This window comes from Nocardioides sp. zg-1230 (assembly GCF_013155335.1).
GTDB lineage: Bacteria > Actinomycetota > Actinomycetes > Propionibacteriales > Nocardioidaceae > Nocardioides.
Genome location: NZ_JABJQZ010000008.1, coordinates 142,246 through 162,861 on the forward strand (window position 1 = coordinate 142,246; position 20,616 = coordinate 162,861).

Sequence of the window (20,616 nt, forward strand, 5' to 3'; positions counted from 1 at the left end):
CCTCCTCGAGGTCACGGAGGTGAAGAAGCACTTCCCCGTGAAGCAGGGAATCGTCTTCCAGCGCACGGTCGGCCAGGTGCAGGCGGTCGACGGCGTGTCGTTGAAACTTCGCCGAGGTGAGACGCTCGGCGTCGTGGGCGAGTCGGGCTGTGGCAAGTCGACCCTGGGGAGGCTGCTGATGGGGCTGGAACGTCCTACGTCGGGTTCCATCAAGCTGAAGGGACGTGAAGTCTCGACGCTCAAGGGCCGTGAGCTGCGCGCGATGAGGCGCAACATCCAAATCGTCCTGCAGGACCCGTACTCGTCCCTGGACCCCAGGATGACCGTCGGGGACATCGTCGGAGAGCCCTACGACGTCCACCCCGACGCATTGGGCAATCGAGATCGTCGTAGGACCATCCAGGAGCTGCTCGACGTGGTCGGCCTTGATCCGAGCCATGCCAACCGCTATCCCCACCAGTTCTCGGGGGGGCAACGTCAGCGCATCGGCATCGCCCGCGCTCTGGCCCTGAAGCCGGAGATCATCGTCTGCGACGAGCCCGTCTCGGCGCTCGACGTGTCGGTCCAGGCCCAGGTCATCAACCTGTTCGAGCAGCTTCAGAACGAGTTCGGACTGGCCTACGTCTTCATTGCGCACGATCTGTCCGTCGTACGGCACATCTCTGACCGCGTCCTGGTCATGTACCTGGGTAAGGGGGTCGAGTACGGCACCGAGGACGAGATCTACGAGCATCCGACGCACCCGTACACCCAGGCGTTGCTGTCGGCGGTGTCGGTCCCGGACCCGCGGCTCCGCGGACACCGGGACCACATCGTGCTCGAGGGCGACGTGCCCAGCCCGGTTGACCCGCCTTCCGGCTGCCGATTCCGGACCCGGTGCTGGAAGGCGGAGGATGTGTGCGCCACAGAAGTTCCACTCCTGGTTGCGCGAGACGGCTCGGCGCACCCCTCCGCCTGCCACTTCGCCGTCGAACGCGACGTCATCCACGCCTCAGGCGACGACGACCGGCGCGACGAGGGTGCGAACGTCGCCGAGCACGGCGAGGAGACATCCACGCCGTGACGGGCTGTTGGCGGGGAGCGAAGACGGCCGCGCGCCGCCCTGCACTAGCGACCTGCCTCGCAGTGCTGGTCGGGCTGTCGCTGCTCACCGGCTGTACGTCCGGTGCTCGCTCCACCGCCCCGACGGTCCGCCCCTGGGTCGAGCACGTGCCCGGGTGGGAGCCGGTCGATGGGTTGCAGACTCCCCGGGACGACTTCGTCACGGCGGTCGTGGGTGACGAGATTTGGGTGCTGGGCGGCATGACCGGAGACCGTGGCAACCGCCTCACCTCGATCGAGGTGCTCGATCCGGACAGCGGGACCTGGACCACGTCCTCCATCGAGCTGCCGCTGGGACTCGCCTCGTTCGAGGGTGCGGCGATCGGCGACAGGATCTTCGTCGTCGGCGGGCTCGACGAAACCAGCAGACCAACCGACTTCGCCGCCGTGCTCGACACCTCGACGGGCACGTGGGAAGAACTGCCCCGACTCCCCCATGCGCGCTACGCGCACACGGTGACCCTGCACGACGGTCGCATCTACGTCATCGGCGGTGGGTCGGCGAAGGGACCGGTGCCGGCGGTCGACGTCCTCGACGTCGCGTCGATGAGCTGGTCGCCGGGTACGCCGATGCCTCACGCGCGCGGCTCCCACGACACGGTCTCCACCACCGCCGGCCTCTACGTCCTCGGCGGCTGGTGGCGGGGCGCCCCGTCGCGGTTGGTGCAGCTCTATGACCCGGAGGCCGGCTCGTGGAGCGATGGGCCGACACTGCCCGAGCCGACGGCGCGAGGCGGAGCGGCCATGCTCGATGAACGCCTGTGGGTGACGTTCCACGACTTCGCGGCCACCTTCGACCTGAGCACCCGCGAGTGGACGCCGACCAACCATCCACCGCTCTCGCGCCACGGCCACGGGTTCGCCGCCCTGGACGGTGCCCTCTACGCCATCGGCGGTTGCCAGGAGTCCCCCCTGCGGGACGTGCGTACCGTCGACGTCCTGGTGCCATGAACCGATCTGCGAACGACGCGTCCATGTCCCAGTCCCTACGAGGCAGCATCGGCGACGTGCTCAAGAAGCGACACCGTCGCTACTTAGTCGGGCGACGAGCAGAGCTTGAGCTCTTCCTCAGCGCACTGGAGGACACCGATGGCCTCTTCCACGTGCTCCACATCTCCGGACCCGGCGGCATCGGTAAGTCAGAGTTGCTCGACTCGTATGCAGAGGTGGCTCGCGCTGCCCGTTGCGAGGTGGTGCAGATCGACGGTCGGGAGCTGCCAGCAACCCCGGCTGCCGTTGCCGACGCCGTGGGCGCGCAGCTGGGCCTTGACTCGAACGACGAACCGATCGATGCCCGCCGCCACCCCCGAGTAGTGATGCTGGTCGACGGCTACGAACATCTACGCCTGTTGGACGCATGGTTCCGTGACTCTCTCCTGCGTCGGTTGCCCAGCTCGACGGTGACCGTGTTGGCGAGTCGCGACCCGTGCCGCGCCGAATGGCGCGCCGACCCCGTCTGGTCCGAAGCGCTGCGTGTGACCACGCTGCGCAACCTGGCGGTAGACGACGTACGCGCCTACCTGCGCCGTCGCGAGGTTCCCACCAACCGGCACGCGACGGTGCTCCGTCACACCTACGGGCACCCCCTTGCACTTGCCCTCCTGACTGACGCACTGCTGAGAGAACCCGACCTGGACCTCGAGGAGCTACCGGGCGACGTCGTCCCCGCCCTACTGGCCCGGGTGGTCGCCGACGCTCCTACGTCCGCGCACCGACACGGGCTCGAGGTGACGGCGATCGCCCGCTCGACCGACGAAGGACTGTTGCGCCAAGTGCTGGCCGACCCGTCGGCTGCGCACGAAGTCTTCGCGTGGCTCAGTGAGCTCTCAGTCATCGACAGGTGCGGCAACGGACTCGTTCCGCACGATCTTGTCCGCGCCCTGCTCGACGCGGACCTGCGCTGGCGCGACGCGGAAGGCTACCGGAGAGTCTTCCGGGACGTTCAAGCCTGGGTCATGTCCCAGATACGCGCGACCACTGGCGTGGCCCAGCAGCGAGCGATTGCGGACCTGAAGTTCTGCTTCCGCAACCTGCGGAGCGTCCTGCTACCACTCGCACTGCCCTCCTTGGGCGACCACTACCCCGACGGCGCCCGACCCACGGAGCATCGAGCAATCATCGACATGATTGGCTCGGCCGAAGGTGAGACATCGGCGGCAACAGCGCGCCACTGGCTGGAGCGACAACCCGAAGCGTTCCACGTGCTCCGGGGCCATGACTCCCGAGCGCGCGGCGTCATCGCACTCATCGATCTCACAGCGGCGACGGGGGCCGACCGGCGAAGGGACCCAGGTGCGGCAGCGGCATGGAACTACGCCGACCGCACCGCACCTCCCCGCCCGGGCGAGGTGATGACCCAGTGCAGGTTCATCGTTGATGCAATGGCCTACCAGGACCCGTCGCCCACGCTCAACGCCGTACCGATCCTGACCCTGCAACGGCAGCTGACCACCCCCGGCCTCGCCTGGGACTTCGTCACATTGTCCGAACCCGACCGCTGGGACCAGTTCTTCGCTGCGGCCGACATGGGGCGCGCGACCGGCGCCGACTTCCACTGCAATGGCGTTCGCTTCGGACTCTTCGGGCACGACTTCCGACAGACTCCGGTCGAGGCGATGATCCGCCGCTGGACCGAGCGCGCCCTGGCCGACGACGCCTTCCTCGTTCCGGTGGACACGCAGTCCGAGCTCTTAGTGCTCGCATACGACGACTTCGACGCCGCCGTACGCCAAGGTCTGCGAGACCTCCACCGACCAGACCTGCTCGCCCGCAACCCGCTGATGCGTTCCCGGCTCCTCGCCGGCCCACGGGTCGCCGATGCCGACGCCGTCGCCTCGGTCCTTCGTGCGGCCGTCGCATCGCTGGCCACGGATCCGCGGGAAGACAGGCTCTTCCGCGCGCTCGACTGCACCTTTGTCCGGTCCGCGCGTACCCAGGAGGCAGCAGCAGCAGCAGCTCTCGATCTGCCGTTCAGCACGTACCGCCGTCACCTGCGCCGCGGGATCGACGTGGTGGTGTCGCGACTCTGGAGCGCGGAGCTGGGATCGGTCGACACCGACCGCGGAGCGCTCAGAGGTGAGAAGTGAGCAGAGGTGAGCAGCGAATGATCTGGTGACCAGATGCTCGTAGGAGCAGCCTTCTGGAAAGGACACCAGGAGGAGGCACGCCATGACCACGACATCAACTCGAGACCGTGCGATCGTCCTCGGTGGCAGCATCGCGGGACTCCTCGCCGCACGAGTACTGTCCGACCGATACGACGAGGTCGTCGTCGTCGAGCGCGATGGACTCCAGGACGACGACGATCACCCACGTCGTGGCACGCCGCAGGCACGTCACCTACACGGGTTGCTCGCCCGTGGTCTCGAACAGCTGGAAGCGCTCTTCCCCGGTCTGGCGTCCGATTTGACCGCCAGCGGAGTGCCGTGCGGGGACATGCTTGCGCACAGCCGGTTGAGCTTCGGAGGGTACCGCTTCGCGCAGGGAGACTCCGGCCTGGCGATGCTCTGTGCGGACCGCCCGGTACTCGAGCAGGACATTCGTCGCAGGGTCGAAGGCTTAGCGAATGTCGGGTTTCTGCGCGCTCACGACGTGGTCGGCCTGGTCGCGGATGCAGGCGCCCGTCGGGTCCGCGGCGTCCGTGTCGTCGGCCGCCAGGACGGTGGTGCGGGTCGGGACCACGCTGCCGACCTTGTCGTCGACGCCACCGGCCGGGGATCGCGAATGCCGGTCTGGCTCGAGACCTTTGGCCACGAGCGGCCAACCGTCCAGCTGCTGCACGTCGGGGTCGGCTACGCCAGCCGCCGATACCGGCTACCAGCGGGCGTGATCGACAACGACCTGGTCATCCTCTCGGGCCCCACGCCCAAGCAGCCACGAGGTGGCGCCCTGTCCCGGCTGGGAGGCGACCAATGCCTGGTGACCCTGATGGGAGTGCTGGGGAATCACCCGCCCACGGACCCAGAGGATTTCATCCGGTTCGCCGCAGACCTTGCGCTTCCCGACGTACACCGGGCCATACTCGACGCGGAGCCTCTGGACGACCCCGTGGCGTACAGGCATCCCACCTCGGTCCGAGCACGCTACGACCAGCTCGCATCCATGCCAGAAGGAGTCGTGGTGCTGGGAGACGCCGTGTGCTCGCTGAACCCGATCTACGGTCAGGGCATGACCGTCGCCGCCCTCGAAGCCGCAGCGTTGGGGCGGCACCTCGACCAGGGAACACTGCGACCGCACCGCTTCCAACGCGATGTCGCGAAGGTGGTCAACGCAGCGTGGGCCTTGTCATCAGGAGCCGACCTCACCTTCCCCGGGGTCAGCGGACGCCGGACGGCGATGGCCGGCCTGCTCGGACGGTACGTCGCCCGGATCCAGGCCGGCGCCTCCAGCGACCCGGCCCTCGGGCGGGCGTTCCTTCGCGTGACGTCCATGGTCGACCCGCCGCAGGCTCTGCTCCGACCGAAGACGCTGATGGGTGCCGTCTCAGCTTCCCTCCGAACCTGACTCTCGCCCAGCGATCACGACAGTCAGTCCGGCGAGATGTCACCGTCCGGGGCTCGGAGCACCTCCACCTCCGCGTAGGGGCCGGTCTGCGTCTCGACCGGAACGGTGGTGACGATGGGCGCCGAATTCAGGAAGACGAGCCGCAGCTCCGGGCGAAAACCGGGCACGAACCGGTCGGTGAACACAGTCATCTGCGCGTCACGGGCCAAGGTGACCGGCTCCTCTGGGGGAAGGACGATCGGCCCGTCCGCGATCACGACGTCGAAGGACCCGACGGTCGGCTCGACGTCAACCCCGATCAGGCGGTCCGGGTCGTCCGCTTGGTTGACCAAGGTGCCCACCAGTCGGGCAGCACCCTGGCCGTTGGTCACCAGTGCCATCCCGAGCGCGTCCATCGACTCCGTGCGCTCGACCTGACCGATCGAGGCCTCGGTCTCGACCGGTCGCTCGGCGCAGGACGTCGCACAGGCGAGCCCGACTGCCAGGCCCGCGACAACGCGAGTCCAGGGTCCACCCACAGCGCGTAGAGGGCGAGAAGCGGAATGAGTTGAGCGATGGGGAACGGTCATACTCGCGTGGTTGCCGCTCCGGCCCACCGCTATGTGTCAGCGGCCGCCGATTCGGCCAACGTTCACGGAATCGTCATGGATCTCGTCTGGCGCACTAGAAGGACTCCGCGACCAGCCGGCCGATGACCGCCGCGACGAAGAGGACGGCGCCTACGTAGAGAAGTCGTCGTGTGCTCATATCGGCCACGGTAGATGCCGCCCCAAGCCACGTTCCAGCCGCCCGCGATGCGGCGAAGCGCGTCTCGCAGAACCGCGTTGCCCTAACCGTCCTCCGGAGCTACGGACCGGTAGTCGGAGCGGCGCACCAGGTCGCTGGTCAAGCCCTGGTCCGTCGGGAGCTCGATGGGCTCGCCTTGAAAGGTGACCTGCACCGCGGAGCGGGGTCGTCGGTCGGTCACCGTCCACACCAGCTGGGCCGCAGCGAGGAGCTGCAGGTCTCCCGCGACCTGGGTGAACTGCACCGGCACGTCGATGACCGTGGCGAGGCCGGAGTCCTCGACGGCGTACTCCCCCGGAGCCAGGGCAGTCGTCGTCCCGACCACCTTCTCAGCAGTGGTGGGACCGTCCGTCAGCAGGTCCAACGCCGATTGCTCCGACGGGTCGTCGGCCCGTCGCACCTCTTCCACGAGGCGTGCGTCCTTGACCAGGTAGACCCGGACGACGCTGCTCCCGCCCGGGCTCGGACTGACCGGACTGGGTGTGGTGGTCGCCTGAAGGGCGACCGGGTCGTCCTGGAGCGGGACCCCGCATCCGGTCACGGCGAGCACCACGGCCGCCAGGGCGGCCATCAGCGTACGGGGCTGGGTCAGCACGGTGGCGCCTCCGTCGTGGATCGCGGCAGCCTGATGACGAATCGGGCACCACCGGTCGGTCGGTTCTCTGCGCTGACGGTGCCGTCCATCAGCCGAACGTGCTGGGCCACCAGGGCGAGCCCGAGGCCCGCACCGGTCGTCGAGCCCCGCTCGCTACCCCGGCCCCGGGAGAATCTGTCGAAGATACGCTCGAGCTCGTCAACGTCCAGACCCGGGCCGGCGTCCTCCACCGTCAGGCACGCCAGCTGCTCAGTAGCATCGACGCGCACCGCCGTCACTCCTGCCCCGTGGAGCTCGGCGTTGGCGACCAGGTTCATCAGGGCCTGCCGCAGACGCCGCTTGTCGCCTCGCACGACCGCCGACGCCCCGCCCGACGTCACCTCCACCCGCGACAGCAGGTCCGGTGGGAGGGCACGCTCGACGAGCTCGGCGAGTCGCAGCTCGACCATGGCGAGCCGATCGCTTCCGGCGTCCGAGCGCGAGATGTCGAGCAGGTCCTGGACCAGCTGCTGGAACCCGTCGACCTCCGCCCGGAGAAGCCCCAGCGCCTCTTGGCCGTCGGAGTCCATGGAGTCCTGATACCGCTCGACCAGATGGACCGTGTTGACCATCGTAGTCAGGGGGCTCCGGAGCTCGTGACTCACGTCTGCGGCGAACTTGGCGTCCATCCTCACGCGCCGCTCGAGGGCGTCGACAGTGGAGTTGAACGACTCGGCGATCAGACGCAGGGACGCATCCCCGCGCGGATCGATCCTGACCCGGAGATCGCCGCTCGCCACGGCAGCGACCGCGCCGGCCACCTGTTCGACGGGCCGCAGCGCCGGTCGAACGGCCCACCACCCCAGAGTCATGGTCGCGACGGGGATCAGGAGACCTCCGGCGACCAGCACCAGTGTCAGTGTCGTGAGGGACTCGTCGAGCTCGGTGAGCATGAAGACCTCGTAGTAGGCCGCGCCGGCACCCTCCACCGGTAGCCCCACCACCAGAGCCGGGCTTCCCCCGACCGCGACGCGCTGCGAGTGGGGTTGCCCTCCCCTGACGAGCGCTGCCAGTTCGGCGGGGATCGTGCTGCGGGAGACGGTCAAGTCATCGGTGAACCACTCGTCCTGGTAGTACAGCAACGAGGACGAGGCGAGCTGGTGCGGCAGCTGGGCGAGGGCCTGTGGGGGGGTCAGCCCAGATGACTGCAGCCCTCGGGCCACCTGCTCGTCGTTGGCCATGGCCTGCGCTGTCGCTGCCTCGTGGCGCTGACTCAGGAGATAGCCCGCCACGCTCGCCCACACGGCGACCCCGCCCAGCACCGCAACGGCCCCAGCCACGAGCCCGAAGGCCAACGTCGCGCGGAGGCGTATCCCGGCCTCACCAGGCCACCCCTGCAGTCGCGCAAGGCCGGCTCGGAACGCCGAACGCCACGCGTTCACCGCCATCTAGTCCCCAGCAGGTGGGCCCGGATCGGCCGCCAGCCGATATCCGATGCCCCGCACGGTCGTCACGACCTGGGGCACGGCCGGATCCTGTTCAATCTTCGTCCGCAGCCGACGGATGTGGACGTCGACGAGCCGCTCGTCGCCGAAGTAGTCATAACCCCACACCCGCTCAAGAAGTTCTTCCCGCGTGTGCACGCGGCCCGGCTCAACAGCGAGCTCGCACAACAGACCGAACTCGGTCCGCGTCAAGTTGACCACCTTACCCTCCCGGATGGCCACGCCCCGCTCCGGAGAGATCTCCAGACCACCGACCATCACCGGAGCGCGCGCAGTCGTGGAAGTCGCCGTGCGTCGCAGCAGCGCACGAATCCGCGCCGCCAACTCCTTCGGCACGAAGGGCTTAGTGACGTAGTCGTCAGCGCCCGCTTCCAGGCCAGCGACCACGTCATGGCTGTCCGCCTTGGCCGTCACCATGATCACCGGCACATCGCTTCGTCGTCGGATCTGGCGGCACACCTCGAAACCGTCCACATCAGGCAACATCAGGTCGAGAAGCACGACGCCGACCTCGCGTTCGGCCAGGGCGAACAGTCCGTCCTCACCGGTGTCGGCCTCCACGACGTCGAACCCGTCGGCCCTGAGTGCCATCGCCACGGCACGTCGAATCCGCTGATCGTCCTCGATGAACAACACCGAACGTGACACCAACCCATTCTCACACCCCCGTCGAGAAACGCACGAGGAGCCCACTTGCCGCTGGCGCGCTGCGGGCTCCCCGATGCCCCCACTCAGTGGGTGAGGGCATGCGCCGCTTCCCGCCTGGCGGTGCCGGCGCTGTCGCGATGGGGCCAGATCCTCGCTCCCGCCACGCCGCCGGCTACAGCGGCAACCAAGGCGAGCCCGAGTCCGAGCAGGGCCCAGCCTGCGGCGTCACGAGCTCCCTGCAGCGCCTGGTTCACCTGCTCCGTCGGCGGGTTCTGCAGGTTCAGGTCCTGAATCGCACCCAAGTCGGCTGCCACGGTCGAGACCGGACCCGCGAGCGTCCCGCCGCCGAGCACCGCGAGCAGGAGCAGGCCGACGGTGGCGAACGCCCACAACACGGCGCCGTTCACAGCCCCCTGACCTACACCGTGCCACAGCGCCGTCGCACCCACGACCAGCCCGCCGATGAAGAACGCGACCAACGCGGAGACGGAGCTCCACCACGCGCCACCGTCGGAATACAGGTTGAGCGCGAACACCGCGAGCTGCACGACGAGATAGGTCGCAAGGACAACCAGTACGCCGGCCCACAACGGTCCCCAGCGAACCATGTCCCTTGACGCGATCACGTCCCGGTCGTCGTGACGACGGACGTACTCGGCACGTGTCTCGTGCGTCCGGCCGGTCGATCGAGCGCTGTCGGCACCGCGCTTGTCGGCGCCATTCTCGTCGGCGTTGGCGGTGTGGTGCGGGCCCGTTCGGTTGTCACGGGGTCCGGCCTCTCGTTCGGTGTCGTCATGACGACTCCTTTCCTTGAGGGAGAACTTCACCCTGAGCACCATCGGTGCCCGCTGTCACGGACGTGATGCTCCTCGTCGAGCGTCGTCACACGACTGTCACGATCACGCCGTGTCGCAGGCCTGCCGTCGAGGCTGAGAGGTGCGAGCCGGGGGTGAAGGGGACGTGCGACGGCCGTGTGACGGCCCTGTGACGGTCGGACGCGGCCTCAGCGTGACCGCCGTTGTCTCTCCGCGCCAGATTTCGCAAGGTGGAGTCCTAGGCCAAGGGGAAGCCGATCGAAGGAGTCAGATCAACCATGACGATGTTCACCGAACGAGGCCAGGCAGCCGCAGCGCGACGTTCGTCGCGCACGGTGGTGATGATGGCGGTGTGTGTAGTGCTGGCCGGGGTCTTGTCGTCCTGCGGCCAGGAGGGCCGGAACGAAGCGGTGCCGATGAGCGACCGTGAGGAGAACGATGTCCCGCTGAACGCTCCGACACTGCGGTTCCACGTGTCCACCGACGGACAGGTGGGCGCCTCACCAGACCTCGAGGCGGAAGCCGGAGAAGTCGTCGCGATGGTGCTCGAGAACGAGAGCGACAAGGGCTATGAGCTGCGCCTGGTCGACCCTGCCGGTAATCAGGTCTTCGCGGTAGATGCGCCAGCAGGTGAGCTCGGCGACGGTCGCGCGATGCCGCGCGATGTGGGAACCCACGTGGTCTCGGTGTTCCCCGTTGGCCGGCCCGCAGCCGGCGAGGAGTTCCCGGTCGCAGTGTCGGAGACGTGACGACAGATGCAGGCGGCCGCCGCCATCTTCGTTGCTGCCGTCGCCGGCCGCGCGCACGATTGCGGAGCTACTCGGACTGACCGAGGTCAGTACGGCCGGCGACGGTCGCGACGCCGTCAGTGGCGAACTCGATGCTGGCGTAGCCGGTCTGCAGGCCAGTCTCGCGGTCGACGTACTGCAACTGGATGCTCACGCGCTTGAGCGGTGCCGAATAGGGGGTGGAGAACCGGTTGAAGGTCGGTCGTTCCTCTACTCCCCCGGAGGTGCCGAGCTGGTTGACGACGGTCCAGGTGGTCTCGTCGCCGTCGGTGTTCCAGACAACCCGTGGGAGCTCGGCGTCGTGCAAGTGACCGATGTTGACGATCCCGGGCGGCACGTCCGGTATTCCGTCGTCGACCGGCGTGGTGAGGTCGAGGGGCCTGTCGTCGGTCTCGTTGGGGAGGTCGTCGAGAGAGCCAAGGCCGAGGTAGCCGGCGGCCGAGCGTGGCTGGTGGAGGAGCACGACGACTGCGTCTGGATCCTCGTCGTCGACGTACGTGCGCAGCTGCTCGCCGAGCTCGGTCTCCGATACCCCGGTCTCGTTGACGACCGTGCCGCCGAAGAGCGTCTTGAAGGCGGGGTCGTTCCCGGCGACGATGCGAAGGCCTGACACCTCGGTGGGGTCGAAATGCGGATTCGTAGCACTGGTCGCGGAGAGCTGCTCGAGGGTCGTCCCGGTGTCGTGGTCGCCCTTCACGACCACGGTGGGGATCTCGCCGCTGGCAGCCACCTCGACCTCGACGAACCCGGCCTCGGCAATCGTGCCGTTGGAAGTGATGCCCCCGGAGATCGTCCGCACGGCAAAGGCGTCGACCCCGATCGCCTCGACCAGCGCCGCGTACACGAGCGTGCGCACCCGGGTGCCGACGTGACTGCCCTGCGGATCGGCCTCGGCGAGCACGACCAACTCACCGTCACGCGGCGCGAGGTCGCCGGCCCGGACGGTGAGTTCGCCGGCCAACGACTCCTCGGCCTCGTCGAGGTAGGTGCGCGTGCGCTCCTGGATCCGTTCGTTGTTCTTCTCGAGGAAGGGCCGGACCTGCCGGGCGATCTCCAGCGACTGCGGGCTGCTGAAGGACAGCTCGGAGATTCCGGGCATCGCGTACGCGTCGGGGACCTCGGCGTTGCCCTCCCACCTCGCGAACAACCATGCCGCGGTCCCCCATGAGACCGCTCCGAGCGTCACAAGCGCCACGGCGCCGGAAATGATCGATCGGCGGCGGGACCAGGCGGCCGGTATCGGCGACCGCGCCCGGAAGACGGCGGTCATGACGAGTCCTCCCACCATGAAGGCGGCGAGCTCGCGCCACATCAGGTGACCGAGCAGCTGCGAGCGCAACGCATCGCCGTACGCGCCCGCGACCTGCTCTGGCGCGCTGACGAACACGGCGTTGGCACGCACGAAGCGGGGACTGGCGTACGACGCCAGCGTTCCGTCCGCCTGCGGCGTGTCCGTCACCCTCACCCGGGCACCGAATCCCAGCGCTCCGGTCTGGTCCCAGTAGAGACTGCCCAGCACTCCGGTGTCGAGCACCGAGCGACCGTGGTGGGTGAGCGAGAGCTCGACCGGCACCGTCCCCAGTCGGTCCTCGATGCGGACCGCCTCCACCGCTCGCTCCGCCGCCACCGGAGCCCCCAGGACCGCCGCCGCCAGCGCTCCGTAGACGACGAACGCCGCCGACACCCGCACCACGCGCCAGACACCTGACCGCACGACCGCCACGCTACCGATCCGGGCCCTGGCTCGCGCCAGGGCAGCGGCCCTCCGGGCCCCTGCCCCAGAGGGCCGCCTCATCCCCCTGTCGGCTCGACGCGCGCGACGCGCGGCGAGCACGTCATGGTCGGCGGGCGAGGAAGTACGGCGCCCGGTAGCCGTCCTCCCAGAACGGGGCGTAGCCGAAGTAGCTGTAGACCGGTCGGTAGTCGACAGGTCCGCGAGGGGAGGCGTCGTAGTCGAAGCCGGAATCGACATGCAGGTCGCTGCGCTCGAGACAAACGTCGTCTCGCACGCGGCACACCGCATCGACCGGGACCAGACGGTGGTGTTCCTTCGGACCGACGATGCTGCTCGACGCAATCACCAGGAGGCGCGCACGCCTCTCCTCGGGATCCACCAGGATCTCCTCGACCTCACCGACCCGGTGATCACGCACGTCGACTACGGACATGCCGCGGACGTCGTCCTGCTCCTCGGCAAGGGTCAGCTCAGTCGTGCTGAGAGGTACAAGCTCACGGGTCATGGTCATCGTAGCCCTCCTCGCAGGCGATCGACAGCTCACGTCCTCGACCCTGACACGCGCAGATGACCAGTGACGGATCAGGGGATTGCGATTCTGTGACCTCAGCCGAAAAGCCCGGGCTCACGACGGGCGCCGGACACGATGACTCGATGGAAGTCAGGGCAACGGGTGTGCGCGTGCTCGACAGTTCCCTCGACCAGCGCCGGAGCACTCCCACAGTCCCAGACGATTGATCATGAGTGAACATCGTCGGCTCGCGGAGTCTTCTCGATCCGTCCGCCCAACGTCGGCTCTCCACCCCTTACCAATCAAGCGGCACACATGCTACGAGGGTTCGTAGATGGGTCGCCCGTGGTCGGGCGGCCCACGCGGCATTTCGAGGGCTTCGTTTGTTGTCGACGGACGTCGTTGAGGCAGGTGGTTGGCGTGCACGGTGGTGTGAAGTTCTATCGAGGTGCGCCGAAGGCCGCGCGCGCGTACGTCGAGCAGGACTGTGCCCGCTACGACGACTACTACCTCGCCGAAGGCGACGGCATCGCGAGGCGGTTCGCCGCCACCCGACCGCCCGGCGGCTTGGCCACTATCGCGAGAAGGCCGGATCTGGACGGCGTGGCCTACGAGGCGTGGGTGGCGGGGTTGGATGTCGAGTCCGGTCAGCCGAAGGGCCGGCTTCGTAAGGACGCGAACGGGCTGCGGTTCGTCGAGGTCACGGTCAACGGCCCCAAGACCTGGTCGCTCGCCGCCGCACTTGACGCGGAGGTGTCCGCTGCGCTCGATGCCGCGCAGGAGCGTGCCGCCGAACAGATCATCACCTACCTTGCCGATCACGCCACCACCCGGGTCGGGCCCCGGGGCCGGCAGGTGCAGGTGCCCGTCGAGCGGCTCGAGGCAGCCGTGATTAGGCACTACACGTCCCGGGCCGGCGACCCGCACCGGCATTTGCACCTCCAGGTCAACGCCCGCGTCTTCGCGGCCGGCAGGTGGCGAGGGCTGCACTCGGTCGGGGTCCGGGACATGATCGAGGCGATCAACGGGATCGGCCACGCTGCCGTTGCCACCGATCCCGGGTTCCGCGCCGCGCTCGCCGATGCCGGGTTCACTCTCGATCCCGCGTCCGGGGAGATCGACGAGCTGAGGCCGTTCGCTGGTGCGTTCAGCGCCCGCACCGCGCAGATCCGCGCGAACACCGACCGGTACGAGGCCGACTGGCGGTCGGCGCACCCTGGCGAGGAGCCGGCGGCGCCGCTGCGGGAGATCTGGGATCGGCGGGCGTGGGCCGAGGCCCGTCCCGACAAGGTCGTCCCGACCGACGGCGTCCAGGTGACCGAGCGGTGGAAGGAAGAGCTGCGCGCCCTCGGCTACATGGACCCGCCGGCGGCTGTGTCGTCCAGGACGGTGTCGATCGCGGACCTCGATCGTAACCGGGCAGTCGAGCTCGTGCTCTCGCGTCTGGGCGCCAAGCGGTCCGCGTGGAACACCGCCGACATCCGGGGTCAGGTCGAGACGCTGATCGCGCAGGCAGGCCTGGTCGCCGCAGCCGGCGTTCGTGGTGAGCTGGCCGAGGACCTCACCGCCCGCGCGGCGGCACGGTGCACGCCCTTGCTGCTGCGACCTGACGTCCCAGAACACGTGCGCGCGTTGACCTCACCACGGGTGCTCGCCGTTGAGACCGAGATCCTCGAGCGGCTGCTGCGGCGCTCCCATCCTGCCGAGCCCGCCGAGGACGCCCGGTTTCGCCACGCAACGTTGGCGCGGCTCGCGCGGTTGGGGCGGCTGGCGCCGGAGCAGGTCCGGGTGGTCGCTGCGCTGACCTGTGAGGGTCCGCTGGTCGTCGTCGAGGGCGCAGCAGGTGCCGGGAAGACCACCACCCTCGCCGCGGTCCGAACACATCTGACGCGGCGTGGGCACCGACTGGAGGTCGTGACCCCGACCCGCAAGGCTGCCGACGTCGCCGCCCGCGAAACGGGCGCCTCCGGGCAGTCGGCCTCATGGCTGATCCACCAGCACGGCTGGCGCTGGGATGACGACGGCCACCGAACCCGGCAACCCAGCCAGCAGCGCAGCGAGCCGTGCCCGCAGGCGCGCCTGCGACGTGGAGACCTGCTGCTGGTCGACGAGGCCGGCATGGTCACCCAGGACGACGCACTGGCCCTGCTGACCCTCGCCGACGAAACCGGCGCCCGGATCGCGTTCCTCGGCGATCGGCACCAGCTCCCCGCCGTCGGCCGCGGCGGCGTCCTCGACCACGCCCTCGCGTGGGCCCACCCCAGCGCCGTGCTCACCATGGAGCACGTCCACCGCTTCACCGACCCCGACTACGCCCACCTCAGCCTCCGCATGCGCGACGGCCGCGCCCCCGACGACGTCTTCAACCACCTTCTTGCACGCGGCCAGATCATCATCCACCCCTCCGAAGCCGAGCGCACCGCCGCGCTCGCCGACATCGGCGCCACCGGCGCTCTCGTGGTCGCGGACACCCGCGAACAGGTCGCCACGCTGAACGCGGCCATCAGCAACCAGCGGACTCGCCAGTCCGTTCACGGGTCAACTGGGGCGGTCACGCACGTGGTGACGCACCGGGGTGAGCAGATCGGAGTCGGGGCCCGCGTCGCCACGCGCCGCAACGATCCCGCCCTCGGGGTCACCAACCGCCAGACCTGGACCGTCACCGCGATCAGCTCCGCCGGCGACCTCATCGTGCACTCACCCGAACGCCGCCGCGACCACCGGTTGCCGGCGGCGTACGTGCACGAGCACGTGGAGCTGGCGCACGCCACGACCATCCACGGCGCGCAGGGTGAGACCGTCGAATACGCCCACGTCGCCATCGGCGAGACCACCGGCGCCGCATCCGCCTACGTCGCCATGACCCGGGGCCGGGACTCCAACGTCGCACACCTCGTGGCAGCGAGCCTCGACGAAGCCCGACAGCAGTGGAGCCAGGTCTTCAGCCGCGACCGCGCAGGCCTCGGCCCCGCCCACCTCCAACGGCTAGCCCTCGAGGCCGTCGACCGCTACGGACCCACCGCTCCGCGACCACCGCGCCAGCGTTCCCCCCTCGACACCCACCTCCGACCAGCCTTCCGACCCTCCGGAATCGGGCTTTGAACCGGGCTCTGACAAGTGCCACCCAAAACAAGTTGGGGAAACCTGCTGACCTGCGCGTTTCCAGGTTTCCCCCTCAGCCTTCCCCTCCGTGGCACCGGAATCCGGTAAACCTCGGCGTCCACGCTGGTCGACATGTTTCACACGCGACGCGGCGCGGCTGCAGATGTCCGAGGGACGCCAACGCCCGTCGCCTTTCCCGGACGCCGAACGCCATCACCGAGGAGGACCACATGACCGCCCAACCCCAGCCGCCCACCCAGACCGCCAGACCGCGCCGTGACCCCGGTGACGAGATGCTGACCCTGCAGGAAGCCTGCAGCCTCCTGCGCGTCCCCGAAGGAACCATGCGCTACTGGCGCCACCTCGGCTGCGGACCCAAGAGCTTCAAGGTCGGCCGCCACGTCCGCTACTGGCGCACCGACCTGACCCTCTGGCTCACCGAACAGACCAACCGTCCACAGGACGGGCGATGAGCGTCGACAGTCGCCCGCCCACGTGGGCACGATGAGCCATGGCCAGCATCGAGAAGCGGGTCCGTGACGGCCAGACATCATGGCGGGCGCACTATCGCACGCCGGCGGGCGCCCAGCGCAACAAGACGTTCGCCCGCAAGGTCGACGCCCAGAGGTTCCTGGCCGGGGTGGAGAACGCCAAGGTCGTCGGCACCTACGTCGACCCGGCACTCGCGCAGGGCACGGTCGGTCATTGGGCCCAGCGGTGGCTGGACGGTCAGACACACCTGAAGCCGACCATGCGGTCTCGCTACGCCGGGATCCTGAGCCGGCACGTGGGGCCGAGGTGGGACCGGGTGAAGCTCGCCAACGTGTCGCACGGCGACGTCCAGGCGTGGGTCACCGAGCTGACGAGGGCCCACTCCCCCGCCACCGTCCACAAGATCCACCGCGTGCTCAGCCTGGTCCTCGACCTCGCGGTCAAGGACGGCCGCCTGGCCCGCAACGTGGCCGTGGGCGTCAACCTGCCCCGCACTGCCAAGCACGAGCACCCCTACCTCACCCACGACCAGGTCGACGACCTCGCCACGGCAGCCGGCTACCCGAGCGACGTGAGCAAGTTCAGCAGTCTCGACACCCGCGCCAACGAGACCTATCGCCTGGTCGTCCTCTTCCTGGCCTACACAGGGGTCCGCTTCGGGGAGATGGCCACGCTGCGCGTCGCCCGGCTGGACCTGCGCCGCAACCGTGCCGTCATCGCCGAGTCCGTGACCCCCGTCCAGGGCCAGGGACTCGTGTGGGGCACGCCGAAGACCCACCAACGTCGCGAGGTGCCCATCCCGCGCTTCCTCACGACCGAGCTGGCCGTCCACGTCGCCGGCAAGGCGCCCGACGACCTGGTGTTCGCCGGCATCCGCAACGGCCAGCCGCTGCGGGTCAGCACGTTCCGGACTTCGTTCGGCGCGGCAGCCCGCTCGATCGGGGTCCCCGACCTGTATCCCCACCTGCTGCGGCACACCGCAGCCAGCCTGGCCATCGCGAGCGGCGCTGACGTCAAGGTCGTCCAGCAGATGCTCGGACACAGCTCCGCGACGATGACGCTCGACACCTACGGCCACCTCTTCGAGGACCGGCTCAACGAGGTCGGCGAGCGACGGATCGCGCCCGGGAGACGGCGCGGCACCGTCGGGATCTGTTGCCCCGTGTTGCCCCAGCGTTGCCCGAGGCCGAATGTGAGGCAAATGCAGAAGCGGCCCCTCCCAGCGTTTCCGCTGGTCAGGGCCGCAATTCTGTGCTGTACCCCCGACCGGATTCGAACCGGCGCTACCGCCTTGAGAGGGCGACGTGCTAGGCCGCTACACAACGGGGGCTTGCAGGTGCTGCTCCGAGGAGCAACGGAGCTGAACTCTAGCCGGGGCCGGAGTGTCACTCCAAATCCTCGCCCGGGGGCGAAGACCTTGCTGGGGTACTAGGACTCGAACCTAGAACAACTGAACCAGAATCAGCCGTGTTGCCAATTACACCATACCCCATGGGGGTATCGGATCGTCTCCGACCACCCACGCGGTCCGGCCGTGTAGCTCTGCCGAACCGACCCCGAACGTTACACGCGGGGTGGCGGGCCGACCAATTCGGGGTCGCCGCCTGCGGGCGGCAGCGGCGCACCTCCGACCGGCGGTCCGGCGTCGACCAGGCCCATCGCCCGCGCCACCCAGGTCGCCAGCCCGAGGTAGACCAGCGACTGCGTCAGCGTGGACAGGATCGTCCACCAGCTGCTGCCGCCCTCGGCGTTGAGCGCGGTGGTCAGGTCGCCGAAGGCGAGGGCGAGGCCGAAGGCCAGGAAGTTGTTGAGGACGTGCATCGCGATCGGCGCCTCGAGCCCTCCGGTGCGGATGACGAGGATGCCGGCGACGACGCCGAAGGCGAAGCGGTCGAAGAAGACCGGCCAGTCCTGCGACAGCCCGTGGAAGAGAGCGAAGATCAGCGCCGGCCCCAGCACCGCGAGCGTCTCGGAGGCCCGGCGCGCCCACACCAGCGAGCCGAACGCCTGCGTCAGGTAGCCGCGGAACAGGTACTCCTCGCCGGCGGCCTGGAGCGGTGTCAGCAGCAGGATGACCAGCAGGAAGTCGCGCGTCTGGGTGGTGAAGTCATTGACCGTGCCCTCCGGCATGTCACCGGCCTGCACGGGCAGCAGCAGGGCCACACCGAGCGACGCGACGAGCGCCACCACCGAGAGGCCGAGGCACACCAGGAGGTAGCCCCAGCGCAACCGGGGCGCCACCGAGGAGACCCAGCGCGGCTTGAGCCGGTGCAGCCACCACGTCACCAGGAACGTCAGCGGGATGGCCGCGGCGATGATGACGTTGAGCAGGGCCAGCCCCGCCGGTGTCGCCTCCTCCGTCACATCGAGGACTGCAGACGCCTCCCGCGAGGTGCTGCCCGTGGCCAGCAGCGTGACGAAGGCGATGCCGCCGGCGACCAGGGGCACCACGCCGAACACCAGGACGATGAGCAGCACGGCGCCCACCACCGAGCGCCACACGCCGGGACGGCCGACCCGGTGGAGCTGGTGGTAGCGGGGCCGGAAGTCGGGCGCCAGCGGTGCGGGCACGGCGTCAGCCCAGGGCCGACTGCAGCCGCGCGAGGCTCCGCTCGCGGCCGAGCAGCTCCATCGACTCGAACAGCGGCGGGCTGACCCGCCGGCCGGTCACGGCGACGCGGACGGGACCGAAGGCCACCCGGGGCTTGAGCCCCATGCCCTCGATGAGCGCCACGCGGAGCGCCTCCTCGATGGCGGCGGTCGACCACTCGTGCAGGCCCGCGAGTGCGTCGTACGACGCCTGCACGACGCCGCGGCCGGTCTCGTCGAGCACCTTGGCGACGTCGTCGGGATCGCGCTCAAAGTGCTCCTCGTCGACGAACAGGAAGCCGAGCATCGGTGCGGCCTCGGTGAGCTTGTTGATCCGCTCCGCGACCAGCGGCATGGCCAGCTCGAGCAGCTGCGCGTCGGCGTCGTGGACGGGGTCGCCGACGACGCCCGCCTCCTTGAGGAAGGGCAGCACGCGGTGGGTGATCTCGTCGATCGTGAGCAACCGCATCTGCGCGGTGTTGATCGCCTCGGCCTTCTTGAGGTCGAACCGCGCCGGGTTGGGGTTGACGTCCTTGATGTCGAACGCCTCGACCATCTCGGCCAGGCTGAACACGTCGCGGTCGGCGGCGATCGACCAGCCGAGGAGCGCGAGGTAGTTGAGCAGCCCCTCCGGCAGGAAGCCCTGCTCGCGGTAGAGCGCCATGTGGGCCTGCGGGTCGCGCTTGGAGAGCTTCTTGTTGCCCTCCCCCATGACGTAGGGCAGGTGGCCGAACCGGGGGGTCTCCTGGGCGACGCCGAGCTCCTTGAGGGCGTCGAACAGCGCGACCTGTCGCGGCGTGCTGGAGAGCAGGTCCTCACCGCGCAGCACGTGGGTGATCTCCATCGTGGCGTCGTCGACGGGCGCGGTCAGCGTGTAGAGCGGGTCGCCGTTGGCGCGGCACAGCGCGAAGTCGGGGACGTGCTCGGTCTCGAAGGTGATGTCGCCGCGGACCAGGTCGTCCCACGTGATCGAGCCGTCGGGCATCCGGAACCGGACGACCGAGGTGCGGCCCTCGGCCTCGAAGGCGGCCCGCTGCTCCTCGGACAGCTCGCGGCAGAAGCCGTCGTAGCCCATCACCTTCGAGCCGCTGGCCTTGCGGCGCGCCTCCACCTCGTCGTTCGTGCAGAAGCAGTCATAGGTGTACGACGACTCGCGCAGGCGGGCCAGCACGTCGGCGTAGATGCCGGAGCGCTCGGACTGCCGATAGGGGCCGTAGGGTCCGCCGACCACGACGCCCTCGTCCCAGCTGAGGCCGAGCCACTGCATGAGGTCGATGAGCGAGTCGTAGGACTCCTCGGTGTTGCGCGCCTTGTCGGTGTCCTCGATGCGGAAGACGAATGTGCCGCCGTGGTGGCGCGCGAACGCCCAGTTGTAGAGGGCGGTGCGGGCGAGGCCGACGTGCGGCGAGCCCGTCGGGGACGGGGCCATGCGGACGCGGACGGGCCGGCTGTCGGGGGTGGTCATCG

General features: G+C 69.1%; 16 protein-coding genes, 2 tRNA genes and 1 pseudogene. 8 read left to right on the plus strand and 11 right to left on the minus strand.

The annotated features are described in order from the left end of the window. Positions 1–19: 19 nt before the first annotated feature. From HOO61_RS19995 to HOO61_RS20010, 4 genes are all read left to right on the plus strand, one after another. A complete protein-coding gene (locus HOO61_RS19995) occupies positions 20–1,063 on the plus strand; it encodes an ABC transporter ATP-binding protein (protein WP_367650204.1) in 1,044 nt (347 codons plus the stop codon). A gap of 62 nt (positions 1,064–1,125) precedes the next feature. After that, complete coding sequence (locus HOO61_RS20000) at positions 1,126–2,052, plus strand: kelch repeat-containing protein (protein ID WP_172259097.1); 927 nt, start codon at positions 1,126–1,128, stop codon at positions 2,050–2,052. A gap of 56 nt (positions 2,053–2,108) precedes the next feature. Further along, the gene (locus tag HOO61_RS20005; protein WP_216658886.1) at positions 2,109–4,187 is read left to right on the plus strand and encodes an ATP-binding protein; all 2,079 of its coding nucleotides are present in this window, start codon (positions 2,109–2,111) and stop codon (positions 4,185–4,187) included. Between the two features lie 82 nt (positions 4,188–4,269). Continuing rightward, positions 4,270–5,604 (plus strand): NAD(P)/FAD-dependent oxidoreductase, encoded by a 1,335-nt coding sequence (locus HOO61_RS20010; RefSeq protein WP_172259095.1) that lies wholly within the window; start codon positions 4,270–4,272, stop codon positions 5,602–5,604. A 23-nt stretch (positions 5,605–5,627) separates the two neighbouring features. On the opposite strand, the gene HOO61_RS20015 is transcribed toward HOO61_RS20010, so the two are convergent. The 5 genes from HOO61_RS20015 to HOO61_RS20035 form a co-directional block, all read right to left on the minus strand. Then, on the minus strand, positions 5,628–6,122 hold the full coding sequence (locus tag HOO61_RS20015; protein WP_172259094.1) for a hypothetical protein: 495 nt from the start codon (positions 6,120–6,122) through the stop codon (positions 5,628–5,630). A 311-nt stretch (positions 6,123–6,433) separates the two neighbouring features. Beyond that, on the minus strand, positions 6,434–6,985 hold the full coding sequence (locus tag HOO61_RS20020; protein WP_172259093.1) for a GerMN domain-containing protein: 552 nt from the start codon (positions 6,983–6,985) through the stop codon (positions 6,434–6,436). Then, positions 6,979–8,304: a HAMP domain-containing sensor histidine kinase gene (locus HOO61_RS25065; RefSeq protein ID WP_172259092.1), complete on the minus strand. Its 1,326-nt coding sequence runs from the start codon at positions 8,302–8,304 to the stop codon at positions 6,979–6,981. Before HOO61_RS25065 ends, HOO61_RS20020 begins: the two co-directional genes overlap by 7 nt. A gap of 108 nt (positions 8,305–8,412) precedes the next feature. Further along, the gene (locus tag HOO61_RS20030; protein ID WP_367650148.1) at positions 8,413–9,117 is read right to left on the minus strand and encodes a response regulator; all 705 of its coding nucleotides are present in this window, start codon (positions 9,115–9,117) and stop codon (positions 8,413–8,415) included. Positions 9,118–9,200: 83 nt separating this feature from the next. Continuing rightward, complete coding sequence (locus tag HOO61_RS20035; protein WP_172259090.1) at positions 9,201–9,944, minus strand: permease; 744 nt, start codon at positions 9,942–9,944, stop codon at positions 9,201–9,203. Between the two features lie 266 nt (positions 9,945–10,210). Here HOO61_RS20035 and HOO61_RS20040 point away from each other — a divergent pair, with 266 nt between their 5' ends. Beyond that, a complete protein-coding gene (locus HOO61_RS20040; protein WP_172259089.1) occupies positions 10,211–10,681 on the plus strand; it encodes a hypothetical protein in 471 nt (156 codons plus the stop codon). Between the two features lie 67 nt (positions 10,682–10,748). Here the strand turns inward: HOO61_RS20040 and HOO61_RS20045 are convergent, their stop codons facing one another. Further along, positions 10,749–12,434 carry a hypothetical protein gene (locus HOO61_RS20045; protein ID WP_172259088.1) on the minus strand — a complete coding sequence of 562 codons (1,686 nt, stop codon included), beginning with the start codon at positions 12,432–12,434 and terminating at the stop codon, positions 10,749–10,751. Positions 12,435–12,555: 121 nt separating this feature from the next. After that, the gene (locus HOO61_RS20050) at positions 12,556–12,966 is read right to left on the minus strand and encodes a PRC-barrel domain-containing protein (RefSeq protein WP_172259087.1); all 411 of its coding nucleotides are present in this window, start codon (positions 12,964–12,966) and stop codon (positions 12,556–12,558) included. Positions 12,967–13,386: 420 nt separating this feature from the next. Between HOO61_RS20050 and mobF the strand changes: the two genes are divergently transcribed. The 3 genes and pseudogenes from mobF to HOO61_RS25070 form a co-directional block, all read left to right on the plus strand. Then, positions 13,387–16,068 carry a MobF family relaxase gene (gene mobF, locus HOO61_RS20055; RefSeq protein ID WP_367650147.1) on the plus strand — a complete coding sequence of 894 codons (2,682 nt, stop codon included), beginning with the start codon at positions 13,387–13,389 and terminating at the stop codon, positions 16,066–16,068. 230 nt (positions 16,069–16,298) lie between these two features. Next, a complete protein-coding gene (locus tag HOO61_RS20060; RefSeq protein WP_172259085.1) occupies positions 16,299–16,541 on the plus strand; it encodes a helix-turn-helix domain-containing protein in 243 nt (80 codons plus the stop codon). Between the two features lie 278 nt (positions 16,542–16,819). Beyond that, positions 16,820–17,635, plus strand: a pseudogene (locus HOO61_RS25070) (tyrosine-type recombinase/integrase); the annotation flags it as partial. Between the two features lie 182 nt (positions 17,636–17,817). On the opposite strand, the gene HOO61_RS20070 reads toward HOO61_RS25070, so the two are convergent. From HOO61_RS20070 to gltX, 4 genes are all read right to left on the minus strand, one after another. Next, positions 17,818–17,890, minus strand: a tRNA-Glu gene (locus tag HOO61_RS20070). Positions 17,891–17,980: 90 nt separating this feature from the next. Continuing rightward, positions 17,981–18,052 (minus strand) — tRNA-Gln (locus HOO61_RS20075). Positions 18,053–18,123: 71 nt separating this feature from the next. Further along, positions 18,124–19,131, minus strand: a complete 1,008-nt coding sequence (locus tag HOO61_RS20080; protein WP_172259084.1) for a type II CAAX endopeptidase family protein — start codon at positions 19,129–19,131, stop codon at positions 18,124–18,126. Positions 19,132–19,135: 4 nt separating this feature from the next. Beyond that, positions 19,136–20,614 carry a glutamate--tRNA ligase gene (gene gltX, locus HOO61_RS20085; protein ID WP_172259083.1) on the minus strand — a complete coding sequence of 493 codons (1,479 nt, stop codon included), beginning with the start codon at positions 20,612–20,614 and terminating at the stop codon, positions 19,136–19,138. Positions 20,615–20,616: the final 2 nt, after the last annotated feature.

Coding starts and splice junctions, on each gene's coding strand:
- HOO61_RS20010 (WP_172259095.1), top strand. CDS start 4,270: ATGACCACGACATCAACTCGAGACCGTGCGATCGTCCTCGGTGGCAGC.
- HOO61_RS20040 (WP_172259089.1), top strand. CDS start 10,211: ATGACGATGTTCACCGAACGAGGCCAGGCAGCCGCAGCGCGACGTTCG.
- HOO61_RS20050 (WP_172259087.1), bottom strand. CDS start 12,966: ATGACCATGACCCGTGAGCTTGTACCTCTCAGCACGACTGAGCTGACC.
- HOO61_RS20060 (WP_172259085.1), top strand. CDS start 16,299: ATGACCGCCCAACCCCAGCCGCCCACCCAGACCGCCAGACCGCGCCGT.
- gltX (WP_172259083.1), bottom strand. CDS start 20,614: ATGACCACCCCCGACAGCCGGCCCGTCCGCGTCCGCATGGCCCCGTCC.